This window comes from Marasmitruncus massiliensis, from assembly GCF_900186535.1.
Taxonomy (GTDB): Bacteria; Bacillota; Clostridia; order Oscillospirales; family Ruminococcaceae; genus Anaerotruncus; species Anaerotruncus massiliensis_A.
The window spans coordinates 1821682-1843444 of sequence record NZ_FYDE01000005.1; the positions used below are offsets into that span (position 1 = coordinate 1821682).

Consider the following 21763-nt stretch of genomic DNA (forward strand, 5'->3'; position numbering starts at 1 on the left):
GTGAAAACCGGTGGCAGGTGGTTCTTTTGCTTATCACCCCTGAGTTGGGGACTAAACGGCCTGGGCCCAGTAAGTTTCCCCGCGGGATCGCGTTATAGATCGCAGGCTTGTTTGAGTCTGGCAGAGCGGCATATTGATATGTCATTTGGGTGGTACCACGGGTTGTATTCATAAACTCGTCCCTTGCGAGGGGCGGGTTTTTTTGTTATTCAAAAATAAATTTTGGAGGTAATGTTATGCAGGACCAGCAGAAGGATAACCAGCTGAAAGAAATTGCACAGCGAATTCGGACCCTGCGGGAGATTATGGAAATCCCGGTTGCGGAAATGGCTCGTGAAACAGGAATGACTGCGGAAGAATATATGGAATGCGAAGAAGGCAAAAGCGATTTCAGCTTTACCTTCCTTTATAATTGCGCACAGCTGTTTAGCGTGGATATGATTGAACTGCTGACAGGGGAGCGCCCTCACCTGTCGTTTTACTCGATCGTCCGCAAGGGCACCGGACTGAAAATCAACCGTAGAAAAGGCTTTACCTATCACCACCTTGCTTATCGGTTTTCGGGGAAAACTGCGGAGCCATTTCTGGTTACAGCCCCATTCTTTGAGGAGGAGCAGAATCAGCCGATCCACCTCTCTTCTCATGAAGGGCAGGAATTTGACTTTGTATTGAAGGGCCAGCTCAAAGTACGCATGGAAGACCACGAGGAATATCTGGAAGCTGGCGACGCGATCTATTATGATTCCGGCCACGGCCATGGGATGATTGCAACCGGCGGCGAGGAATGTGTATTTCTTGCGGTTGTAATGAAGGATGAGCATGAGAAAGGGGAACGGCAGGCATGAGTATGGAAAACTTTTATCAGCGGTTCTGCAGGGAGGGTTTTGACGAAAAAGGGGTGCTCAACTGCTTTGAGCCGCTTCCCGCAGATAATTTTAACTTTGCCTATGATGTGGTAGATGAAATTGCCTGTATGGAGCCGGACCGCCGGGCTATGGTCTGGTGCAATGTTGCGGGGGAGGAACGCATCTTTACGTTTGGCGAAATGAAAAAATATTCCGACCAGTGCGCCCAGATGCTCACCGCGCATGGCGTCAAAAAAGGCGACATGGTGATGCTGGTGCTGAAAAGGCATTATGAATTCTGGTTTACAGTGCTGGCGCTTCACAAGATCGGGGCGGTAGGGGTTCCCGCAACCAATTTGCTGACAACGAAAGACATCCTCTACCGCTTTGAGGCGGCAAGCATTACAGCCTGCGTATGCTCAGGTGAATGCGCGATCACCGAGCATGTGGATGAAGCGTGCGAAAAGTACAAAGACATTCACACAAAATTGATTGTACGCGGCGAACGGGAAGGCTGGATCAACTACAATCAGGAGCTGGAAACCTATGATGGAAATTGGGAACGCCGGGAAACATCGAAAAATGACCCGCTTCTGCTCTATTTCACTTCCGGTACGACCGGGTTCCCCAAGATGGTGGTTCATACGCACGACTACCCGCTTGGGCATATTGTTACCGCACGCTATTGGCACAATGTCCATTCGGATGACCTGCATCTGACCGTATCCGAGAGCGGCTGGATGAAATGCGTATGGGGGAAACTGTATGGGCAGTGGCTTGCCGGCGCATCAATCTTTGCCTATGATTTCGATAAGTTTGTGCCCTCGGATTTACTTCATATGATGGAAAAGTACCGGGTTACGACTTTCTGTGCGCCGCCCACCATCTATCGGTTCTTTATTAAGGAGGGGCTGGGGGATTATGATTTGTCCTCCCTGCGTTATTCCACCACGGCGGGTGAGGCACTGAATCCGGAAGTTTATCACCGCTGGCTGGAATTTACCGGGCTCAAATTGATGGAATCCTATGGACAGACTGAAACGGTTATGCAGACCGCGAACTTCGTTGGAACGACGCCTAAACCGGGTTCCATGGGCAAACCCTCTCCGCTCTATCATATCAAGCTGGTTGACGAGGACGGAAACGAGGTGCCGTCCGGTGCGGTTGGTGAGATCGTAATTGATACAACAAAACCCCACTATGCACTGTTTAAGGGGTATTACCGCGACGAGGAAACAACCCGTAAATCCTGGCATGACGGCCTTTATCATACCGGCGACACCGCGTGGATGGATGAGGACGGATACCTTTGGTATGTAGGGCGCACGGATGATGTGATTAAGGCGTCCGGATATCGCATTGGACCGTTTGAAATAGAAAGTGTGCTGATGGAGCACCCCGCCGTGCTGGAATGCGCGGTCACCGGCGCACCCGACCCGATCCGCGGAACTGTTGTGAAGGCGACGATTGTCCTAACCAGGAATTATCAGCCCTCCGAGGAACTGAAGAAAGAACTTCAGGCTTATGTAAAAAAACAGACCGCCCCCTATAAATACCCTCGCATCGTGGAGTTTGTAAGCGAATTGCCGAAAACCATCTCGGGTAAAATCAGGCGTACGGAAATCCGCCAGAAAGACGGACAGAGTCACTGATATTTTTAACTGCTTTTTAATTTAGATGATAAGCGGGCCGGCTTTTTTAAAAGCCGACCCGCTTATCATCTTCTCGTTCTGTCAAAAATTTAAGGGGTTCGAAATATCAGGGCCGCCGGACCGGATGAGTATCTATATACAAATGGAGATTGACAGCCATAAAATCCAATGCTGATAATGCGAATAATAGGAAAATCCTTCATAAAAATGATTATTTATATCATATCTCACTATTTATAATTATTTTTTGATTCAAATCACACAATAAAGGATGTGATAAAACTTAACATGGAACGAATAATTGGAGGTTAGTAAGTTGGGAAAGCAATTAACGGATAAAGTCAGTTGGGTCGGCAAGGTCGACTGGGAGCTTAAAAAATTTCATGGCGACGAGTATTCGACACGCAAGGGTTCGTCCTATAACTCTTATCTGGTACGGGATCAGAAAACGGCCCTGATTGACACGGTATGGCAGCCATTTGATAAAGAATTTGTTAAGCGGCTAAAACAGGAAATTGATTTAAAAAAAATTGACTATATAATCGCCAACCATAGCGAGATTGACCACAGCGGCGCATTGCCCGAGCTGATGCGGGAAATTTCTGGCACTCCCATTTATTGTACAGCTAATGGCATAAAAGTGATCAGAGGGCATTATCATCAGGACTGGAATTTCGTGACCGTCAAAACCGGGGATACACTTGAACTCGGCGGCAGCAAGCTGATTTTTGTGGAGGCCCCGATGCTCCATTGGCCGGATACCATGATCACCTACATGACGGAAGAAAATATTCTGTTCAGCAATGATGCTTTTGGACAGCACTATGCAACAGAATCCCTGTATAATGACACGGTGGATCAGGCAGAGCTCTTTACAGAAGCGCTGAAATATTATGCCAATATCCTAACGCCTTTCAGCACCTTCGTAACAAAAAAGATTTACGAAGTCCTGAACCTGAATCTGCCGTTGAACATGATCTGCCCGAGTCACGGCGTGATTTGGAAGGATAACCCTGCACGAATTATAGAGCAATATCTGAAATGGGCCGACAACTATCAAGAAAACCGGATTACGTTGGTTTACGACACCATGTGGAACTCTACGCGCAAGATGGCGGAGGCGATCGCCGCAGGCATCCGTGAGATTGATTCTTCGGTTACGGTAAAGCTGATGAATTCAGCCAAAGAGGACAAAAACGACATCATTTCCGAAGTGTTCCGCTCCAAAGCTATTCTGGTCGGTTCGCCAACCATTAACAATGGCTATCTTTTCTCGATAGGAGGGCTGATGGAGATGATGAAAGGACTTAAATTTAAAAATAAGAGCGCAGCTGCGTTTGGAAGCTACGGCTGGAGCGGCGAAGTGATTAAGCAGCTGACCGGAGAACTCGAAAACAGTGGTTTCCGGGTTGTAAACGATGGCCATAGGGCTCTATGGGTTCCAGATGAAACAGAACTTGCTGCCTGTGTGGAATATGGAAAACAGTTTGCAAAGGCGCTTTAATCCTTAAAAATTTTGGAATAGTAGGCGGCTTGAATTGAACCTTGAAAATTGGATGTTAAAATAAAAAACCTTTTGTTATAGGATACCTATAGCAAGAGGTCTGGTCAGGTCAGGTAAAAAGATTTGTCTTATGTGTTAAGACTGGGCTGGTTCATTTTTGGAACTTACGGCTTTTCAGCAGTTGGGCAACGTACTGTCGTCTTTTATGGTTTATTGCTATTTTACTGAGCGATCAGAGCTAAAAAGGAACAACATAAAAAAGCCCTCTTAAACGGTGAGTTTAAGAGGGCTTTTTGGAAAGTTAGGTGAATATAGATGCCACTATTCTCTTTATGATGCTCATTTATCTTTGTTGAGGATTTCTTTAATTTGCGGGATAGATAATCCGTCTATTTTCAACTTCTTAATCAAAAGAATGCGTGCAACGGTTTCCTCCCTTTTATATCGGCGTGTCAATTTCTCTTCTGCCTGTTCAAAGGGCAGCATGTTTTCCTCTGTATAAAATTTCAGTGTACTATAGCGACAATTTGTAAGCCGTACCAATTCACCTATGGATATGAAATCCGATGTTAATATGGTTTCCATAGAGCGTTGCCTAGACATGATTCAACTCCTTCATATTGGCCGTTTCGGGAGAAGACGCACACCATGGATTGGTACTCTGCTGTAGATGGCCTGCGGAATCGCCATGTAGACAATATTATCAATTTTGATAAGCGGAATCTGCCCCTCTTGCAATACTGTAAATGCATGACCATTTGACTCTAACCGAGCTCGCACATCGTCTAACCTTTTATCTGCATTGGAGAACCATGCTTCTGTATCAATAAAAACAGATTGTGAACGTTCAAGCACCGGGAACGCAAAATTTACACCGCTTGCAAAAGGAATCTTCATAATCTTTTTTTTCATATGAAGGAATCCTTTGATGGCTATTTCGATCCCTCGATGGATACGGATTGGGAACACTGCTTTTGCCAGTGAATCACGTTGATATAATTGATCCATTCTGGCAGCCACTTTTTCCAGCTCGTTCTGTGAAAATAAGTCATGCATGCATCCGCTTTCACGAAGAAGCCAAATCATACAAATTGTCTCATCTGTTACCGCACCATCTTCCAGAAGTTCTGCTCGAAGATTCTCTGCGATTCTTGTGTATTCCTGAACATTGCTGCGATATTCTCTGATCGTAACGCCAGAGCTATTATAATACAGGTCGCACCCTAAGAGATTGGGGATTTCTTGAAGTAAATCGGTTTGCTTTAAAGAATTTGCGATTGTGTGCTCAAATTTTATGAGATGACTATTGGAAAGCATAGAAGCCTTCTTCAACCACCATTCTAATTTGCCCCCTGCTTCATCATTTTTGTGAAGTAGAGGTTTTAAAATAATCTTCCGGTAAGGCATTATATTCGTTTGATCAAGTATATCATTATGCAAAATTAATTTATCCTCAGTTTGTGTAAAAATGCTGTCCAAGTAGGCCTCTAAAATAACCGCGGCTGCCATGCAACGAAGGGCCACTTTCTTTACAGTAGTCATGTGAAGACTATTCTGTGCATTTAACGCAATCATCGAAAAGTTTTGCGCTAACTTTAGCTCTGTCATAACAATTCCCCTATTAATTATTTTGTTGATATTGTTTGCGTCACCTTATTACTTATTACTTACTACTTATATATCATATTCAAATTACTTTGTCAAGTGATTGATATGCTGATTTTATTATTTATAATTTCATAACGGTGCAATTCAGCAATTCAAACTATGACGAGTTGTCGGCGTTTGGACGTCATGCCGTCGTCTTTCCTGGTTTATTGCTATTTTGCTGAGCGATCAGAGCTAAAAAGGAACAACATAAAAAACCCGCTTAAACGTAGTGTTTAAGCGGGTTTTTGGCGGAGAAGGAGGGATTCGAACCCTCGAGGCGCTTTTGACGCCTACACGATTTCCAGTCGTGCGCCCTCGACCAACTAGGCGACTTCTCCAAGCTACCTTTAATCGGCGACTTGATTATTATATAATATTTAAGAAGAAAATGCAATACTTATTTTAAAATTTTGCTATAAAAAATTGGAAATGCGAATATTGAATAATTTATACTGCTTGGCAAACGCTAACGCAGGGTGATACAGATGATTAAAACCAAGGAATATCTGATCATTTGCCTTGTGGGAGCAATTGGTTATAGTATGATTGAAATCCTTTGGCGGGGTTACACACATTGGACAATGAGTATCACAGGCGGAATTGGATTTCTACTTCTTTATTTAACAGATCTTCATATGCAAGGTCAAAATCTGTTTTTCCGGGCATTGGCAGGAACAGCGGTTTTGACATTTGTAGAACTAGTGGCCGGATGTATAGTCAACTTGATTTTCCGTATGGGTGTCTGGGATTATTCAAGTCATATCGGAAATTTGCTGGGACAAATATGCCCTCTTTATTGTATGCTCTGGTTTTTACTGTGCATATCAGTAATGCCGCTGGGCCGCCTGATTCATTATTACATGAATTAAAACCTTATATAAAAGAAAAACTGTCCGCAAAAATGCGGACAGTTTTTCTTTTAATTGATAAAACGGGCAAGAAACTCTCGCGTACGTTCGTGTTTCGGGTTGGAAAAGAATTCCTGAGGAGCACCCTCTTCCAGTATAATCCCTTTATCCATAAAGACCACTCGGGAGGAAACATCGCGTGCAAATCCCATTTCGTGCGTGACAACAATCATTGTAAGGCCGGTATTAGCCAATTCCTTCATAACTGCGAGTACGCCGCCTACCATTTCAGGGTCAAGGGCGGAAGTGGGCTCATCAAACAGTAAAATTTCAGGGTCCATACAAAGTGCCCGCGCAATCGCTACGCGCTGTCTTTGTCCACCTGAAAGCTGAGCAGGGGAGGCACCCATAAAGTTCTCCATGCCAACCCGTTTCAACAGTTCCACTGCGCGGGCACGACTTTCCTCTTTGGACCGTTTTAATACGGTCATCTGGCCGGCCATACAGTTTTTCAGCACATTCATATTGTTAAACAGATTAAAGGACTGAAAAACCATGCCGACGCGGGCGCGATGTTTGTTTACGTCAATATCACCCTTCAGAATATCATTGCCGTGAATCAGAATTTCTCCCGCGTCCGGAATTTCGAGAAGGTTTATGCAGCGCAGGAGCGTAGACTTTCCGCTGCCGGAAGAACCGATCACAGTGATGACATCGCCTTTATTGATGCTAAACTGGATGTCGTTGAGGACTTCAAGGTTCCCAAAATGTTTTTTCAGATTTCGAATTTCAACCAAGTGATCCATCTTGACACCTCCCGATAACGCGGTTAACTACGTAGGAAATCTTATTTTGGGGCTTTTGTTTAACCCGCGCCTCAGGAACTGTCTGCGACGTTGGATAACTGGAAGGCGGACGGTCCATTTTTACCTCTATGGCCCGTAAAATCCGGGTAGTTGTAAAGGTCAGAACCAGATAAATCAATGCGGTTACTAAAAAAGTATCTGTATATTTGAAGATACTGCCGGCAATTTTATTGCTCTGGAAAAACAGTTCTGTAACAGAAATGGCATTGAGCACAGAGGAATCTTTGATATTTACCACAAACTCATTTCCAATGGCCGGAAAGGCATTTTTGATGCCCTGGGGGAGGATCACATGCAGCATTGTCTGGGCAGAAGTCATACCGATACTCCGGGCAGCCTCTGTCTGACCGATATCGACCGACTGAAGCCCGGAACGAAGAATTTCTGCCATATACGCGCCCGTATTGATCGATATAATACAAATGCCAGCGGGAATCGGGTCCCAATTAAATACCGGCTTTAGACCGTAATAAAGGAATACAGCCTGCACCATCATTGGAGTACCACGGAAAAACTCGATGTAAATACTTGAAATAATAAAAACGATACGTTTCACAGTTTTATGAAAAACCGATTCACGCGCTTCAATTTTTGAAGCGACCGATCGCGCACTTCCTACGAACAGACCGATTACAAGTCCTGCCACCGTTCCAGTCAGAGAAATGAGAAGCGTAGTCTGAATACCGGCCCAAAACATGGGCCAGTATTTGCCTACAATTGTAATTGCGGAAGCAATCATAATTTAACAATCCAATCTTTTTTGATATCCCTGCATTATTCCTGAGCGGGCTGGCGGGAAGTAGCGTCAATCATCCACTGCTGACGGGTTTCTTCGTCTATCGTGTCAGTAGCGCCCTGAACAGCATCCAAAAGCGCGGTATTGCCTTTCTTGACGGCAATGGAAACGGAAGTATCCGCTTCAAAGCCTTTGCCGGACTCAAAAGTAATATATTTCAGGTCCGGGTTGGTAGCGGTAACACCGACAGCAACAGGCAATTCCGCCGTCAAAGCGTCAACTTCCTTATTCTGAAGTGCTACAACCATTAAAGGATAGGTGGCGAGGGGAGTGGCATGCTGGACGCCGTTAATCTGTTCAATGACATCGTCATAAAGAGTATTGATCTGTCCAAGCACTTTTTTACCGCTGAGTTCCTGAATATCCTTGATATTGGCTACATCGCTGTCAGAACGCACAATAACAACCATTTCACTCTGATAATAAGGAGTTGTGAAATCCACGTTTTCAGCACGCTCTGGGGTGGCGGTCATTCCCGCGATGATCGCATCGATTGCGTCATTATTGACTGCCGGTTCCAGGCCCTCCCATGCGGTAGGCTTGATCACGAGCTCCAGCCCCAGCTTGTCCGCAATATATTTAGCCATGACAACGTCATAACCGTCCGCATAGGAATTGCCGCCGATATCGATGGAAGTGTCTGTTTGTTCCAACTGTGTCCAGTTAAACGGCGCGTAGGCACACTCCATTCCAACTGTAAATTTGCCTGGCTCTACAGTTGTAAAAGTTGCGGAAGCTTCCGATGAAGAAGCAGCTTCTGACGAAGAGGCTGGTGCAGATGAGGCCGCTTCTGAAGAGGAAGAACCGGCGTTGCCACCGCAACCGGCAAGCAGCATGCAGGCTGCAAGGCCTAAAGCAAACATTTTTTTCATTATCATTCTCTCCCATTTTACAAAGATGATTATGCCATAGTAGCATATTTTGACTTTATGTTACAGTTTAAGGTGATGTCGCATCAAAGTCAAGTGCTTTTCGAAAGATTTTAAATACATTGCAGATAAAACCATTTAAAATAAGAAGAATTTCCGGTCATCTAGACCATAATAGAAAAAATTGCTAAAATTTAAAAAAGTTAAGAAAAATATTTTATACCGGCTTTTTATGATTAGGCAGGGTTGATCTGCAAAAAAACTGCCGCCAAAGGCGGCAATCAAATTTTAAAGCTGAATTTTATTGAGAATTCCGTTAAGAGCTGCAAGAGCAACGCCGTAATTTGTGATAGGAACACCTGCTTCACGAGCTTTCGCAATGCGGGAGAGAACATAGCGCCGGTTAAACATGCAGGCACCGCAATGGATAATTAAATCATAACCGGAAAGATCATTCGGGAAGTTGGGGCCGCTGACAACATCTACCGTCAGCAGGCTTCCGGCTTTTTTCCGAAGCATCCTGGGAAGCTTGACTCTTCCGATATCCTCCTCAAGCGGGACATGCGTGCAGGCCTCGGCAATCAACACACGGGAATGCTCCGTTAGCCGATCGATTGCCGACGCGCCGGCGGTAAATTCCGTGATATCACCTTTTACAGCCGCCATGAGCACCGAGAAAGAGGTGAGCTTACTTTCGGGGGGCTTTTTGGCCCAGACCTCCGCAAATGCCTGCGAATCGGTAATAATCAGCTGTGGCGGAATCGTCATCGTTGCCAGAGCCTGTGACAGCTTATCGGTGGTCACGCTCATCACCAGGCATTTATGATCCAGAAGGTCACGCAGGGTCTGCACCTGGGGCAGGATCAGGCGTCCCTTTGGAGCCTGAATATCCTGCGGCATGACCAGAAGCACCAAATCGCCTTCCTGCACAAGGTCACCGGTGATGCTCTTTTTTTCATAGTCTTCGGGCAGCCTGCGAATTACCGCGTCAACCAGTTCCCGGATTCCTGTTCGTTCTTTGGCAGAAACAATCAGGGGAGTAATGCCGAATTCCTTTTGCACTGCATTTGATAGCTCGGGTACATTGTCTAGCAGGTCGGCCTTATTAATTACCGCAATGACAGGGGTGCCTTGTTTTTTCAGGCCGGTAACCCACTCAGCTTCCATTGTGAGATCGGTCCCGCAGATAACCAGAATCGCAACATCGGTTTTCGCAAGGGCATCGCGGGTTTTTTCAACCCGCAATGCGCCAAGCTCCCCCTCGTCATCAAAACCTGCCGTATCAATCAGCATACACGGGCCGATCCCATAAATTTCCATTGCCTTATAGACAGGATCGGTAGTAGTTCCGGCGATATCGGAAATGAGAGCGGTATTTTGATTGGTAATCGCGTTGATCAAAGAGGATTTCCCGCTGTTTCGGCGTCCAAAAATGCCAATATGGAGGCGGTTTGAACTGGGCGTACTGGTAAGGCTCATTTTAAATTCGCTCCTTTTCGGGGTTATTTATAAGACTTAAAAGCGGAAATCCCGTTGGTCATTTTCAATATCGGCGAGATGCTGAACCGTAAGGGCACGGACTTTTTCATTTGGGATGAGAGGAATTGTGTCGAGTATCATCTGTTCGCCTCTCCGGCGGGTTTCCGGGCCGGCATAATCGATTAAATACTCTTTTAAGGTCATGAGCGCATTCGGCTGACAGCAGTTTCCGATCTGCTGAGTTTTCACCAGCCGCATAAAGCGGTCTCCTGTCCGTCCTTCCCGATAACATGCGGTGCAGAAACTGGGAATATATCCAAGGTCAAGCAGCCAGCCGATCACTTCATCCAGCGTACGGTTATCATTGACGTCGAACTGAGAAGTGTTTTCTTTTTCAGGCTCTACATAACCGCCGACGCTTGTGCGGGAGGCGCCGCTGATCTGCGAAATGCCGAGGTGCAATACCTTTTCGCGGGTCTTCTGCGATTCACGTGTGGAAATAATCATGCCGGTATAGGGGACCGCAACGCGCAGAACCGCAACAATCTTCTGGAAAATTTCATCCGATATCGCGTTGCTGAAATTCTGGGGGTCAATATCATCTGCCGGACGGACACGGGGAACGCTGATGGTATGCGGCCCTACGCCGAACCGTGCTTCCAGATGTTCGGCATGCATCAGAAGCCCGACAAAGTCGTATTTATACAGATTCAGGCCGAACAGGACGCCGCAGCCGACATCATCAATGCCGCCTTCCATCGCCCTGTCCATGGCTTCGGTATGATAGGCGTAGTTGCTTTTGGGCCCCGCCGGATGCAGATATTCGTATGCCTGTTTGTTGTAGGTCTCCTGAAAAAGAATATAGGTACCGATGCCGGCTTCTTTCAGGCGGCGGTAATTTTCAACGGTAGTTGCTGCGATATTTACATTGACACGGCGGATAGCGCCGTTTTTATGCTTGATGCCATAGATGGTCTTGATGCTTTCCAGAACATATTCAATCGGGCAGTTCACCGGGTCTTCGCCTGTCTCAAGCGCGAGACGCTTATGCCCCATATCCTGCAGCGCCACAACTTCCCGTACGATTTCCTCCTGCGAAAGCTGCTTACGTGCGATATGCTTGTTATGATGGTGATAGGGACAGTAACGGCACTCGTTGACACAGTAATTGGAGAGATAGAGCGGCGCAAACAGGACGATGCGGTTTCCGTAGTTTTTCTGCTTGATCTCCATCGCAAGCTGATAAATCTTGTCCAGATAAACGGGATCATCGCATTCCAGCAGGACAGTGGCTTCTCGGTGAGACAGGCCCTTCAGAGTGGCGGCTTTTTCCAGAATTTGATCAATCAGGGCAAAGTCGTCCTTGTGGGCGGCCGCGTACGCGAGGGTCTCCTGTATCTCAGCATCGTCGATAAATTCTGTCGCGACCTTTGACTTCGGATTGTACATGGCAGTTACTCCTTTAAATTTATTTATGTCAGGACCGCTCGGGGAAATAGTCTCCACGGTCCACGACTAGCTCGTAACCAATGCGATTCATTCGGTTTTGCAGGCAGAAGCGGCATTCTGCCGCCTCCTCGCCTGTACAGATTTTGTTATCATACAGTGCATATTTTTTACGCACACCGACAGGGGAAAGGTTCGGCATCACGACATTGGCCCCGGCCAGAATCCCGCGCTCGCGCCCATCCGGCGCGATTGTTCCCAGAGCGGTAGTCGCCGGGAGCAGCACGCTTGGCATCATCAGGCGAAGGACGCCGAGCAGGAACAGCGTCTGATCAAGCGTACCGGCCGGATAACTGGCAAAAGGGGTCTGATGATGGGGGATAAACGGACCGATGCCGACCATTTGGGGCTGCAGCTCATGGAGAAAAAGCAGGTCGTCCGCGAGATTTTCCGTGGTCTGAAACGGGGAGCCGACCATAAATCCCGCGCCTACCTGATAGCCAAGGGATTTTAATTCCCAAAGACAGGCTTTGCGGTTTTCTGCAGTCTGGCCGTCGGGGTGCAGCATGGTATAATGATACGGATCGGCGGTTTCGTGACGCAGCAGATACCGGTCGGCGCCCGCTTCCCTGAAAAGGAGATAGGCTGCGGTATCTTTCTCACCGATGGAAAGTGTGATGGCGCAGTCCGGCCAGCTTGATTTGATCAGCCGGACGATATCGGCAATCTCCTGATCAGAATAATAGGGGTCCTCGCCACCCTGCAATACAAACGTCCGGAACCCGAGGTCGTACCCGTTTTTACAGCAGGACAGAATTTCTTCCCGGCTCAGGCGGTAACGCTGCGCGTCGGGGTTCCCGCTGCGGATCCCACAGTAATAGCAGTTACGGCGGCAATAGCTGGTAAATTCAATCAGTCCCCGGGTATAAATCCGGTTGCCGAATTGTTTCAGAGAAGTTTTACGCGCTTTTTCAAACAGGTAGGAGGCATCATCCTCGCTGTGTCCGCACAGCAATTCCACAAATTCTTTTTTTGATAAAACTCTATCCTGTGCGAGCCGGTCTATCAGTTGTTTCATCAGACAGAATCCTTTCCAGCGGGCAGCTTGGAATAAACGGTTTTAATGCTTACTCCCTTTAGCTGTCCCAGCTTGCCTGAAAGGGAGCTGATGACATTGTTAGGAGCGTCAATCACAATACTGATAATACTGATCCCTTTCTGACGGTAAGGGATTCCCATGCGGCCGACAATATAAGCTGCGTATTCATGTAGGATAGAGTTTAGCAGATCGACTGCATTGGGTTCATCGATGATAATACCAATTAAAGCAATCCGTGTTTCCATAACATATTCTCCTTCAAAACAAATAAAAAATCCCCCCTGACCGAAAATGGCAGGGAGGCGGTGAGCCAAATACAATACCGCCGCCTTGCCGGTTGGGAAATTCCCTTCTGTTTAGGCTGCTGAATTCCGATGGAAACCTTTGTATTCGGAAAAATTCCTCTACGCAGATCATTGTCTTAAGTCTAACACAGTGCGTGTCCGTTGGCAAGAAGGAATTTGCTGGCTTGCCTTTGCTCTAAGCAATTGTTATACTGAATCATAGGCGTTTAAAATGATTTTTGACAAAAGAGGAGAATTCATGTTCATACAAAAGGTGCACAAAGAAGACCGGGAAGAATTTTTTGAACTGCTTGAGGAGTTTTATCACTCCGATGCAGTACTGCATCCAGTACCAAAAACACATTTTGAGCGGGCATTCAATGAGGCTGTCTCTCAAAGCCCCTATTCGACTGCCTATTTGTTGAAGACAGAAGGGAAAACGGCAGGATTTGTCCAGCTCGCTTTTACATTTTCAACGGAGGCAGGCGGCAGGGTCATTTGGGTAGAGGAACTGTATGTGCGCCCACAATATCAGGGAAAAGGAATGGGCAGTGAATTTTTTCGGTTTCTGGAAGAAGAATACGGAGCGGGTACGGCGCGCATCCGCTTGGAGATCGAACCGGACAATGCGAGAGCACGAAAGCTATATGAAAAAATGGGATTTCAGAGCCTGGATTATCTCCAGATGGTAAAGGATAAGCCGCTGGATTCATTTCATACGGATTAAACAAAAACAGCCGGCCTAAATACGAGTAGTCATAAAGACAACTTGTGAACCGAGGGTCAAGGTAAACTGAATACGAAAAAAGCAGCCGCACAGGACAAAATCCTGTGCGGTTGCTTTTATAATTGTTGTGTTGCAATGCGTTCATGCACAAGAGGCAGGACTATTTTGTCTATCTCTAAACGGAAATCGTTATCCTCAATATACTTTGTGCAGAAATCTTGATTTTGCTGCAGTCGAGCAATGACCACATCCATGATATTGTTTTCATAGGCTACTTGGAACATATCCATTGGATTCTTTGCACGGAGCTGCATTTCTGGGTTTTTAGCCATGTCCTCGACAAACTGCTCAATAACCTTATCCATTTCTGTAAATGTTGTGCCTAAACGTTCATTGAGTTTAGCAATGAGTTCACTAAGGGTAGCCTTTTCTTCTTCCGGCGGCAGCCCTGCACCGTGTCTACCTCCTGGTAGGACTCCAGTTTCATTTTCAAGTTGTATTTTGCCTTCAAAGATTTTCTGCAAACGATAGTATTGCAGAGCTACGTCATTATCCAAGTTTGGAGTTTTGCTCTTACCATCCGCAGGAAGCTTGCGGAGCAAACACTTTGAAAAGGCACTAAACTTGTGCAGGTCAGAATCATTAAGCTTAATGATATGACAGATAAAAGAATACAGGCGGATAAACTTCCTCAAGGTGACCTTGAATTCTTTCTGTTCAAGCTCGCTTTCCATTGCACAATATCTGTCTATTGCGGGATCAAGATAGGGGCTGAGCTTTCCGAAGTCCAGCTCGGTTTGCTTTGCAGAATCTTTAAAAAAGATTCTTGCAAAGGATTTAACTTCTGACTCCGTGTAAATGCGGTAGCCATCCAAAGTGGTTTTTAGATCATAGACCAAGTTAGGATCGGTAATGTCATCCACATCAGTGCGCTCATAATAAGGCTGGAACGCTTCGAAAATCTCCTCTTTGGTGTTTGCGAAATCGAGCACAAAGGTATCGCTTTTGCCATAGCACATACGGTTTAGGCGGGAAAGTGTCTGTACCGCTTTTACGCCAGACAGCTTCTTATCCACATACATAGTATGTAGCAGTGGCTGGTCAAACCCTGTTTGGTACTTTTCTGCTACCAATAAGATTTGATATTCTTCACCCTCAAAACGCTCTGGCAACTCGCTCTCTGCAAATTTGTTGAGCCCTGACTCAGTATAATCCGCACCATTGTCCTTAACTATTCCGGAGAAAGCGACCAATACGCCGAGATCTTTATACTTCATCTTTTTTATGTATTTCAGGAACTCAAAATAGTATCTAACAGCATGAAGCCTTGAACCGGTAACCAGCATAGCCTTAGCTTTGCCACCAATTTCATGCTGAGTAACACTGCGAAAATGCTCAATGATGATTTCTGTTTTCTGCGCTAAATTGTGTGGATGCAAACTTAAAAATTTACCCAAAGCCTTATTTGCCTTGCTTTTACCATAGAGAGGATCGTCCGCGATCTTTTTGCCCACTTGGAAATATGTTTGGTACGTCGTATAGTTTTCCAATACATCAAGGATAAATTTTTCCTCAATCGCCTGCCTCATACTGTACACATGAAAAGCATGCGGTAAGCCATCTGTCCCGCGAGTGCCAAAAATCTCCAGTGTTTTTTGCTTGGGCGTTGCAGTAAAGGCAAAGAAGGATAGATTCTGTTGAATGCCGTGACTTGCCATCTCTCTGGCTACTTCATCTTCACTGTCATCTGTCTGGCTCTCAATGCGAGCTTCTGTTTCTGCAAATTGATGGAGCTTTTCTTCAATCTCATCATCTCCCTTTGTTTCAATTTCCGCTAAAGCTTCCTTGAGCTTTTCACTCGCCTTGCCTGTTTGTGAGGAATGAGCTTCATCTACAATAACGGCGAATTTCTTTTCTGAGGAGTGCTCCACTTTATCCAAAATAAACGGAAAGGTCTGCAAGGTGGTGATGATAATTTTAGCATTGTTATTCAGGGCATCGGTAAGCTGCTTTGATTTAGATATACTGCTTTTTTCATCAATCCGTGCCACAACACCGTCTACATGCTCGAATTGATAAATGGTATCTTGCAACTGCCGATCCAACACTCGCCGGTCAGTAATGACAACAATGCTATTGAATACTACCTGACTTTCACTATCATGCAGCGTGGATAAATGATGTGCCAACCACGCAATTGAGTTTGATTTGCCCGAACCGGCAGAATGTTGAATCAAATAGTTATGCCCAGCACCGTTTTCCTTTGCATCAGAAATTAAAAGGCGAACGACTTCAAGCTGATGATAACGAGGGAAAATCAGACTTTCTTTCAACTTCCCTGTTTTTGTGTCCTCCTCTTTTTTGAGGTGGAGATATCGTTCGATAATGTCCAACAAGCTATCCTTTACAAGAACTTCTTCCCACAAATAAGCAGTACGGAAGCCATTAGGGTTGACCGGGTTTCCTGCACCACCATTGTTTCCCTTGTTGAACGGCAGAAAAACAGTACCCTTTCCTGCAAGTTTAGTGGTCATATATGCTTCTTCGGTATCAACCGCAAAATGCACCAATGCACCTCGCTTGAAAGCAAACAAGGTGTCTTTGTTGCTGCGGTCTTCCTCATACTGCTGGATGGCGTTGGAATAGCTTTGACCAGTAAGTGGATTTTTCAGCTCCAGTGTAACGATAGGCAGGCCGTTCAGCAAGAGGACTGTATCCACAGAATCCTTAGGCTTGGAAACGCTGTGATGCACCTGCCGCATAACCGTTAAAATGTTTGCTTGGTAGCGTTCAACGGTAGTCTTGTTCATCTGGTTGGCGGGTTTAAAGTAGCACAAAGTAACTTCTACACCCAAGTCTTTTACGCCGTGGCGCAGTACATCAAGGGTACCACGATTTTTCAGCTCGTCCGAAAGGCGCTTAATAAAGTTTTGCTGTACACGGTCTCCATGCCGTTTGCAAAGACTTTCCCAAGACTTCGGCTGCGTATTTTGAATGAATCGCAATACAGTTTTTGTGTCCATGCCAAGCAATGCATCAAAGTTGGAGGGATTTCCTTTTTCATAGCCGCCAAAGGTTGTCAGGCTATATTCAATTTCTGTTTCAAATACTTTTTCTCTGGTATCCAATGCCATTAGCTATCCCTCCGCTTCGTTTTGCTGCCGTATCCGCATGGGGTCATATAGTTTTTCCTCATCCACTCCAACGCTTTCAACCAGCGGGATCTGTCAATCCGTTTCTTTTCTTCGCTCCAATGGGTCAGCACTCCGTTTTCAAAGGGACGGTTTCATAATCACGCAGAGATGTATTTGCAACCTGATTTCCCTTAGCGTCCAAATAAATGGTACCGTTTTCATCCTCTGCACTAAGCACATTGTAAAGCAGTGTTCTCTGCTGCATAGCAGTGAGCTTGTGCTTTTTTACCACTGGCGCAATTAATGCTTTAAATTGCTTTTCATCGCTGTAAACTTCATTGCCCAAGGCGACCAAATCATTTTTAAGGTCAATCAAATCCTGTGGCATTGGCTGACCGTCTAAATCATTTTGTGACCAGCTCCATGTACAGTTTTTCTTTTTCTGAAAGACAATAGGCAAACTGTAAACACGGTCTTCGCAACAGGAAAAGTTGTATCGGACAGGGCGTTCGACCGTAACTTTCCAGTATCCAAAATCCTCGTTGTCAAAAATCTTGCTGTACTCATTGGGTAAAAAGTCTTTATGAATACCAACAATCTCATTGATCTGTGTATCGGTAATTTGATTTCGTTTGCTGCCTAAGGATTTACGCATCTTTTCTGAAAAATCTGCAGCGTTAATCAGCTGTATCTTTCCTTGACGCAGTTTGCTTTTTCGATTGGTGACAATCCAAATATAAGTGGAGATGCCGGTGTTATAAAACATCTGGTCAGGCAGAGCGACGATGGTCTCCAGCCAGTCGTTTTCAATAATCCAACGGCGAATTTCACTTTCACCGCTACCGGCATCACCGGTAAATAGTGGAGAACCATTAAAAACAATGGCAATACGGCTGCCACCCTCATCAACAGGTTTCATTTTACTAATCATGTGTTGGAGAAATAGGAACGAACCGTCAGAAATACGAGGTAGGCCTGCGCCAAAGCGCCCGGCAAAACCGAGCTTTTCGTTTTCTTCTTTGATTGCCTTGTCATACTTCTTCCATTCCACGCCGAAGGGTGGGTTGCAGAGCATGTACGAAAAAGTTTTTCCGGCAGTACCATCCTCAGTAAAACTGTTGCCACGATAAATGCGGTCATACTGTTGCCCCTTAATCAGCATGTCCGATTTGCAAACAGCATAGGTCATCGGGTTAAGCTCTTGCCCATAGCAATCTACATAAATTGTTTGATTAAGCGACTTCAAATAATCAGAACCAATCGCCAGCATGCCACCCGTACCGGCCGCAGGGTCGTACAGGGAGGTCATTTTACCATCTTCGGAAAGCTCGGCACCGTCCTCGTTAAAAATAAGCGATACCATTAACCGAATAACTTCACGAGGGGTAAAGTGTTCACCGGCTGTCTCGTTGGAAATTTCCGAAAAACGGCGAATCAATTCTTCAAAGATATAACCCATCAAGTCATTGGGTACCTTTTCCGGACTCAGATCAATTTCATCGGCATACTTGGAAATAATCATATATAGAAGCCCGGCTTTATCAAGCCGTTCAATCTGGGCATAAATATTAAATGCCTCCATAATTTCTTGCACATTGTCAGAAAAAGAGGTTATATAGTCACGCAGATTTTCTGCAATATTGGGTGCATCGTCTTTTAGCTTTCTGAAAGTAAAGTTGCTTTTGTTGTAAAACTTCATGCCGGTGGCTTGTTCAAACAATTTTTCTTTGACCTTGTCACCAAAGTTGGAGGTCTTGTCAATTTCTAAAACCTTGTCCTTCGTTGCCAACAAAACGCTATCCAAACGGCAAAGCACGGTAAAGGGTAAAACAACATCACCATATTCACTCTGCTTATAGTCACCACGGAGCAAATCGGCAATTTTCCAAATAAAGTTTGTATACTCATTAATATTCAGGCTGTTCTGTTGGCTCATCTTTTTTATCCTCCAATGCGGTTATTATTTTCTTGATTTCTTTAAATGTGTCAGGGGGGATATCTTTTCCTTCTGCTAATCGGAGGACGTCCCACCACGCTTTTCCGTCTTCTGCAATTAGATATCTATCAATATCAGGGGGTGCAACCTTTGCAATATCCGAGTATTTGTCCAAAAGACCATGCTTGTCTTTTTCAGATAAAAGCAAGTTTTCGGATAGCCGCAGCACAACCGCTTCTGTAGGAAAACCATCACCTTTTTCAATGTCATTAAGTGTTGAAAAGTTCATATCGCACTCAGCGGCGACTTTGCGAAGTGGATTCATATCACGGGGCATCTTTTGCCGAAATTTATTTACCAATGCACCAAACTTCACTTTGTCTTTTCGGGCTATCTTCAAGGAAACACCTCCTTTCTAATATGTATGTTGTAAACTTATAACACACATATTATAGCAAGTAATTGTGCATACTGTCAATCTTCTGGGGTTATATATTTTCTTGTAGCTATGATTTTCTAATTGTGGTATCTTGTGTTGCTAAAGGAGGGCGGGAATATGCCAAAACGATTAGACGACCTGTACCATAGCTTTTTTAAGCAACAGGATTTTAATGAGCTTAGATTATCCGTGGAGGAAAACCACAAAATTTTGATTGACCGTCTGTCAAAGGAAGATAGAAAAACAGTGCTGCGAATCATTGATGCCTTGGGAATGATTTGTAACTATCAAAGCAAGGCGAGCTTCTTCCAAGGCTTCGGGCTTGGAATGGATCTTACAACGGAACTGAAAAATTATGACCACAGTCTTGAGGAGGTTCTCAATGACTGTGGTCAATTTTTTATGCCGAAGGGAGAAGCCGATGATGAAAAAGAAAGCTAAAACTATTACAGCAGTATCAGCATTAGCAATTATTTCTCTGTTGATTGTTCCCTTGCATAATCAATCTCCTCAAGAGCCGCCAGTCTCCGACACAGGCCCCGATTCTGCATCCTTATGCCTCGATAGGGACAAGACCCCACCAGCAGAGAACAAAGCCCTTGTGAGCGAGGAAACTGCCGAAATCAGCACCAGAAACCCACCGCAGGACAACACTCCCTCAGAAACCGATTTTGAACCGTCACGCCCGGCTGAAAGCACTGAGATTTTGACCGAGAGCAGCGCTCCGAGGGATAGCCCTACCTCCTCCCCAGTAACATCAAAAAACACAGTGACGGCAACGGCTCAAGAGCCAAGGATGGGTGACACTCGTACAGTGGACGGTCAAAAGCAGGTCTACTTCCTCGGCTTTGGTTGGATTGATGATAACGATGAGCCCAATGTTGCAATTTTCATGGACGGTGATGGTGACATCAATAAAATGGTGGGGTGTATGGATTAGAACCGAAAGCAAGTGTCCTATTCTACCCCACAACAAAGGCTGTTCCAACGGGAGCAGCCCTTGTTATTTTGCATAGAGAATTGCGAAACACGCACCCTGTTTAATCTACCTTAATTTTTTCCAGCATTTCTTCACCCGTAATTTTCCCATCAAGATAATCGCTCCGAGCCTGCCGCGCCAGCTTTGCCCATCGGGCATACTCCTCCGAGGACATGTCCTTGCCGCTAAACTCTTCCGGCAATTTACCGTCCGCACGGTAACGACGAGAGTACACCTTGTTGTACTCGGTCAGGAAAGCCAGCAAATAATCGTTTCCCTGCATACCCTGATCATAAAACAGCTTTGCTCCAACCTGTTTGCAGGTGCGATTGCCGTTATAAGGCCGGTCGCAAAAATCTCTCTTACGCTTATCGGTCAACACAAAATAGCGGCTGCACAGTTTGCAACGCTTAACGAACCGTGCGTTTTTCAGCATCTCGGTAAACTCAAAATAGAGCATCTCATCCAAATATTCAAACAAATAGTATGGCATCAGACTGACACCCTCGCCATCTTGGTGCATGATTTCCAAAAGCTCATCTGTCTCCCGTAGATTCCAATCATGGATATCCTTAAGCGTATCCATATCCACCTTGCCATTTTTCTTCGGCAGCAACTCATATTTTATTTTCACAGCAGCCTCGGCAAAGCCGGGGTACTCCGATACAAACTCACAAAGCCGCTGGGACATTTCCTTGTCCGAGTGGCTTTCTCTATCTAAACAGGTGGTAACCGCTTTCGTACATACCTCCTGCAGCTCTAAAATGTGTTCCAATTCCTCTATACAGGTTGTAAGCGGTCTGAGCAAGGCAGCCTCAAAATCGTCTTTGGCATAGATGGGTTCTTTCAAAATGTTGTTCAGCAAGCCCACCAAGAAGAAATAGACATAGCGGTGCTTGCCCGCAATGGTTTGCGCAACATCAAATACTTTATTTCTGATTATCTCGTAATTTTCCATAGTGAGCGGAATGGCTTTCATTTCGGTGAGCAGTGTTGTGTATTTTTCGAAATCCATTTCCACAAATTCAATCAGTCCATTCCCAATAAACTTTTGTGCGTACTGAGTCACCTTGTCCGGATAAGCGTAAGCCATAGAATAAATCAGCTTATCATTTCCCTCAAAAACTTTGATCAGCGGGTACTGTTCCATAGGCACTCCTCTCGCAAATAATCGATTTTCTGTAAAACGGCATTTCTGCGATTCGCTGTG

At 45.4% G+C, this 21763-nt stretch carries 20 protein-coding genes, 1 tRNA gene and 1 other annotated feature (1 of these 22 cut by a window edge); of the genes, 7 read left to right on the forward strand and 14 right to left on the reverse strand.

Going from position 1 to position 21763, the window contains the following annotated elements; translation table 11 throughout:
• Window positions 1-187: a binding site (T-box leader), on the forward strand; it begins 59 nt to the left of the window's first position.
• A 49-nt stretch (window positions 188-236) separates the two neighbouring features.
• From C1A10_RS16860 to C1A10_RS16870, 3 genes are all read left to right on the forward strand, one after another.
• Complete coding sequence (locus tag C1A10_RS16860; protein WP_101911358.1) at window positions 237-845, forward strand: helix-turn-helix domain-containing protein; 609 nt, start codon at window positions 237-239, stop codon at window positions 843-845.
• The gene (locus C1A10_RS16865; protein ID WP_101911359.1) at window positions 842-2497 is read left to right on the forward strand and encodes an AMP-binding protein; all 1656 of its coding nucleotides are present in this window, start codon (window positions 842-844) and stop codon (window positions 2495-2497) included. Before C1A10_RS16860 ends, C1A10_RS16865 begins: the two co-directional genes overlap by 4 nt.
• A gap of 316 nt (window positions 2498-2813) precedes the next feature.
• A complete protein-coding gene (locus tag C1A10_RS16870; RefSeq protein ID WP_101911360.1) occupies window positions 2814-4001 on the forward strand; it encodes an anaerobic nitric oxide reductase flavorubredoxin in 1188 nt (395 codons plus the stop codon).
• Window positions 4002-4340: 339 nt separating this feature from the next.
• Here C1A10_RS16870 and C1A10_RS16875 read toward each other — a convergent pair whose 3' ends face one another.
• The 3 genes from C1A10_RS16875 to C1A10_RS16885 all read right to left on the reverse strand — a co-directional run bounded on the left by C1A10_RS16875 (window position 4341) and on the right by C1A10_RS16885 (window position 5989).
• On the reverse strand, window positions 4341-4604 hold the full coding sequence (locus tag C1A10_RS16875) for a helix-turn-helix domain-containing protein (protein ID WP_101911361.1): 264 nt from the start codon (window positions 4602-4604) through the stop codon (window positions 4341-4343).
• Window positions 4605-4616: 12 nt separating this feature from the next.
• Entirely contained in the window at window positions 4617-5609 is a 993-nt protein-coding gene (locus tag C1A10_RS16880; RefSeq protein ID WP_101911362.1) for a hypothetical protein, read from the reverse strand.
• A 288-nt stretch (window positions 5610-5897) separates the two neighbouring features.
• Window positions 5898-5989 (reverse strand) — tRNA-Ser (locus C1A10_RS16885).
• Window positions 5990-6136: 147 nt separating this feature from the next.
• On the opposite strand from C1A10_RS16885, the gene C1A10_RS16890 reads away from it, so the two are divergent.
• Window positions 6137-6520: a putative ABC transporter permease gene (locus C1A10_RS16890; protein WP_101911363.1), complete on the forward strand. Its 384-nt coding sequence runs from the start codon at window positions 6137-6139 to the stop codon at window positions 6518-6520.
• 50 nt (window positions 6521-6570) lie between these two features.
• Here C1A10_RS16890 and C1A10_RS16895 read toward each other — a convergent pair whose 3' ends face one another.
• The 7 genes from C1A10_RS16895 to C1A10_RS16925 form a co-directional block, all read right to left on the reverse strand.
• Window positions 6571-7305, reverse strand: a complete 735-nt coding sequence (locus C1A10_RS16895) for an amino acid ABC transporter ATP-binding protein (protein ID WP_101911364.1) — start codon at window positions 7303-7305, stop codon at window positions 6571-6573.
• Window positions 7289-8104 (reverse strand): amino acid ABC transporter permease, encoded by an 816-nt coding sequence (locus C1A10_RS16900; RefSeq protein WP_101911365.1) that lies wholly within the window; start codon window positions 8102-8104, stop codon window positions 7289-7291. The genes C1A10_RS16895 and C1A10_RS16900 overlap by 17 nt, the downstream gene beginning before the upstream one ends.
• Window positions 8105-8139: 35 nt before the next feature.
• Window positions 8140-9033, reverse strand: a complete 894-nt coding sequence (locus C1A10_RS16905) for a transporter substrate-binding domain-containing protein (RefSeq protein ID WP_242968963.1) — start codon at window positions 9031-9033, stop codon at window positions 8140-8142.
• A gap of 285 nt (window positions 9034-9318) precedes the next feature.
• Complete coding sequence (gene hydF / locus C1A10_RS16910) at window positions 9319-10509, reverse strand: [FeFe] hydrogenase H-cluster maturation GTPase HydF (protein WP_101911367.1); 1191 nt, start codon at window positions 10507-10509, stop codon at window positions 9319-9321.
• 36 nt (window positions 10510-10545) lie between these two features.
• Complete coding sequence (gene hydG, locus C1A10_RS16915) at window positions 10546-11958, reverse strand: [FeFe] hydrogenase H-cluster radical SAM maturase HydG (RefSeq protein ID WP_101911368.1); 1413 nt, start codon at window positions 11956-11958, stop codon at window positions 10546-10548.
• Window positions 11959-11986: 28 nt separating this feature from the next.
• A complete protein-coding gene (gene hydE, locus C1A10_RS16920) occupies window positions 11987-13033 on the reverse strand; it encodes a [FeFe] hydrogenase H-cluster radical SAM maturase HydE (protein ID WP_101911369.1) in 1047 nt (348 codons plus the stop codon).
• On the reverse strand, window positions 13033-13299 hold the full coding sequence (locus C1A10_RS16925; RefSeq protein ID WP_101911370.1) for a TM1266 family iron-only hydrogenase system putative regulator: 267 nt from the start codon (window positions 13297-13299) through the stop codon (window positions 13033-13035). Before C1A10_RS16925 ends, hydE begins: the two co-directional genes overlap by 1 nt.
• Before the next feature lie 298 nt (window positions 13300-13597).
• Between C1A10_RS16925 and C1A10_RS16930 the strand changes: the two genes are divergently transcribed.
• Window positions 13598-14065, forward strand: a complete 468-nt coding sequence (locus C1A10_RS16930) for a GNAT family N-acetyltransferase (RefSeq protein WP_101911371.1) — start codon at window positions 13598-13600, stop codon at window positions 14063-14065.
• Between the two features lie 116 nt (window positions 14066-14181).
• Here C1A10_RS16930 and C1A10_RS16935 read toward each other — a convergent pair whose 3' ends face one another.
• From C1A10_RS16935 to C1A10_RS16945, 3 genes are all read right to left on the reverse strand, one after another.
• Window positions 14182-17199: a type I restriction endonuclease subunit R gene (locus tag C1A10_RS16935; RefSeq protein ID WP_101911372.1), complete on the reverse strand. Its 3018-nt coding sequence runs from the start codon at window positions 17197-17199 to the stop codon at window positions 14182-14184.
• Window positions 17200-17323: 124 nt separating this feature from the next.
• Window positions 17324-19135: a type I restriction-modification system subunit M gene (locus C1A10_RS16940; protein WP_242968964.1), complete on the reverse strand. Its 1812-nt coding sequence runs from the start codon at window positions 19133-19135 to the stop codon at window positions 17324-17326.
• Window positions 19107-19535, reverse strand: a complete 429-nt coding sequence (locus C1A10_RS16945; protein ID WP_004616723.1) for a hypothetical protein — start codon at window positions 19533-19535, stop codon at window positions 19107-19109. Before C1A10_RS16945 ends, C1A10_RS16940 begins: the two co-directional genes overlap by 29 nt.
• A 156-nt stretch (window positions 19536-19691) precedes the next feature.
• Between C1A10_RS16945 and C1A10_RS16950 the strand changes: the two genes are divergently transcribed.
• Window positions 19692-20015, forward strand: a complete 324-nt coding sequence (locus C1A10_RS16950) for a DUF6809 family protein (protein ID WP_101911373.1) — start codon at window positions 19692-19694, stop codon at window positions 20013-20015.
• Window positions 19957-20514, forward strand: coding sequence for a DUF6550 family protein (locus C1A10_RS16955; protein ID WP_145997759.1), 558 nt, complete (start codon window positions 19957-19959; stop codon window positions 20512-20514). Before C1A10_RS16950 ends, C1A10_RS16955 begins: the two co-directional genes overlap by 59 nt.
• Before the next feature lie 100 nt (window positions 20515-20614).
• On the opposite strand, the gene C1A10_RS16960 is transcribed toward C1A10_RS16955, so the two are convergent.
• A complete protein-coding gene (locus C1A10_RS16960) occupies window positions 20615-21703 on the reverse strand; it encodes a DUF6076 domain-containing protein (RefSeq protein ID WP_101911375.1) in 1089 nt (362 codons plus the stop codon).
• Between the last annotated feature and the right edge of the window lie 60 nt (window positions 21704-21763).

Excerpts from the sequence above, each read along its gene's own strand:
- C1A10_RS16955 (WP_145997759.1), top strand. The coding sequence starts at position 19,957 with ATGACTGTGGTCAATTTTTTATGCCGAAGGGAGAAGCCGATGATGAAA.
- C1A10_RS16900 (WP_101911365.1), bottom strand. The coding sequence starts at position 8,104 with ATGATTGCTTCCGCAATTACAATTGTAGGCAAATACTGGCCCATGTTT.
- C1A10_RS16930 (WP_101911371.1), top strand. The coding sequence starts at position 13,598 with ATGTTCATACAAAAGGTGCACAAAGAAGACCGGGAAGAATTTTTTGAA.
- hydF (WP_101911367.1), bottom strand. The coding sequence starts at position 10,509 with ATGAGCCTTACCAGTACGCCCAGTTCAAACCGCCTCCATATTGGCATT.
- hydG (WP_101911368.1), bottom strand. The coding sequence starts at position 11,958 with ATGTACAATCCGAAGTCAAAGGTCGCGACAGAATTTATCGACGATGCT.
- C1A10_RS16895 (WP_101911364.1), bottom strand. The coding sequence starts at position 7,305 with ATGGATCACTTGGTTGAAATTCGAAATCTGAAAAAACATTTTGGGAAC.
- C1A10_RS16950 (WP_101911373.1), top strand. The coding sequence starts at position 19,692 with ATGCCAAAACGATTAGACGACCTGTACCATAGCTTTTTTAAGCAACAG.
- C1A10_RS16860 (WP_101911358.1), top strand. The coding sequence starts at position 237 with ATGCAGGACCAGCAGAAGGATAACCAGCTGAAAGAAATTGCACAGCGA.
- hydE (WP_101911369.1), bottom strand. The coding sequence starts at position 13,033 with ATGAAACAACTGATAGACCGGCTCGCACAGGATAGAGTTTTATCAAAA.
- C1A10_RS16905 (WP_242968963.1), bottom strand. The coding sequence starts at position 9,033 with ATGAAAAAAATGTTTGCTTTAGGCCTTGCAGCCTGCATGCTGCTTGCC.
- C1A10_RS16880 (WP_101911362.1), bottom strand. The coding sequence starts at position 5,609 with ATGACAGAGCTAAAGTTAGCGCAAAACTTTTCGATGATTGCGTTAAAT.
- C1A10_RS16935 (WP_101911372.1), bottom strand. The coding sequence starts at position 17,199 with ATGGCATTGGATACCAGAGAAAAAGTATTTGAAACAGAAATTGAATAT.
- C1A10_RS16875 (WP_101911361.1), bottom strand. The coding sequence starts at position 4,604 with ATGTCTAGGCAACGCTCTATGGAAACCATATTAACATCGGATTTCATA.
- C1A10_RS16940 (WP_242968964.1), bottom strand. The coding sequence starts at position 19,135 with ATGAGCCAACAGAACAGCCTGAATATTAATGAGTATACAAACTTTATT.
- C1A10_RS16865 (WP_101911359.1), top strand. The coding sequence starts at position 842 with ATGAGTATGGAAAACTTTTATCAGCGGTTCTGCAGGGAGGGTTTTGAC.
- C1A10_RS16960 (WP_101911375.1), bottom strand. The coding sequence starts at position 21,703 with ATGGAACAGTACCCGCTGATCAAAGTTTTTGAGGGAAATGATAAGCTG.
- C1A10_RS16890 (WP_101911363.1), top strand. The coding sequence starts at position 6,137 with ATGATTAAAACCAAGGAATATCTGATCATTTGCCTTGTGGGAGCAATT.
- C1A10_RS16925 (WP_101911370.1), bottom strand. The coding sequence starts at position 13,299 with ATGGAAACACGGATTGCTTTAATTGGTATTATCATCGATGAACCCAAT.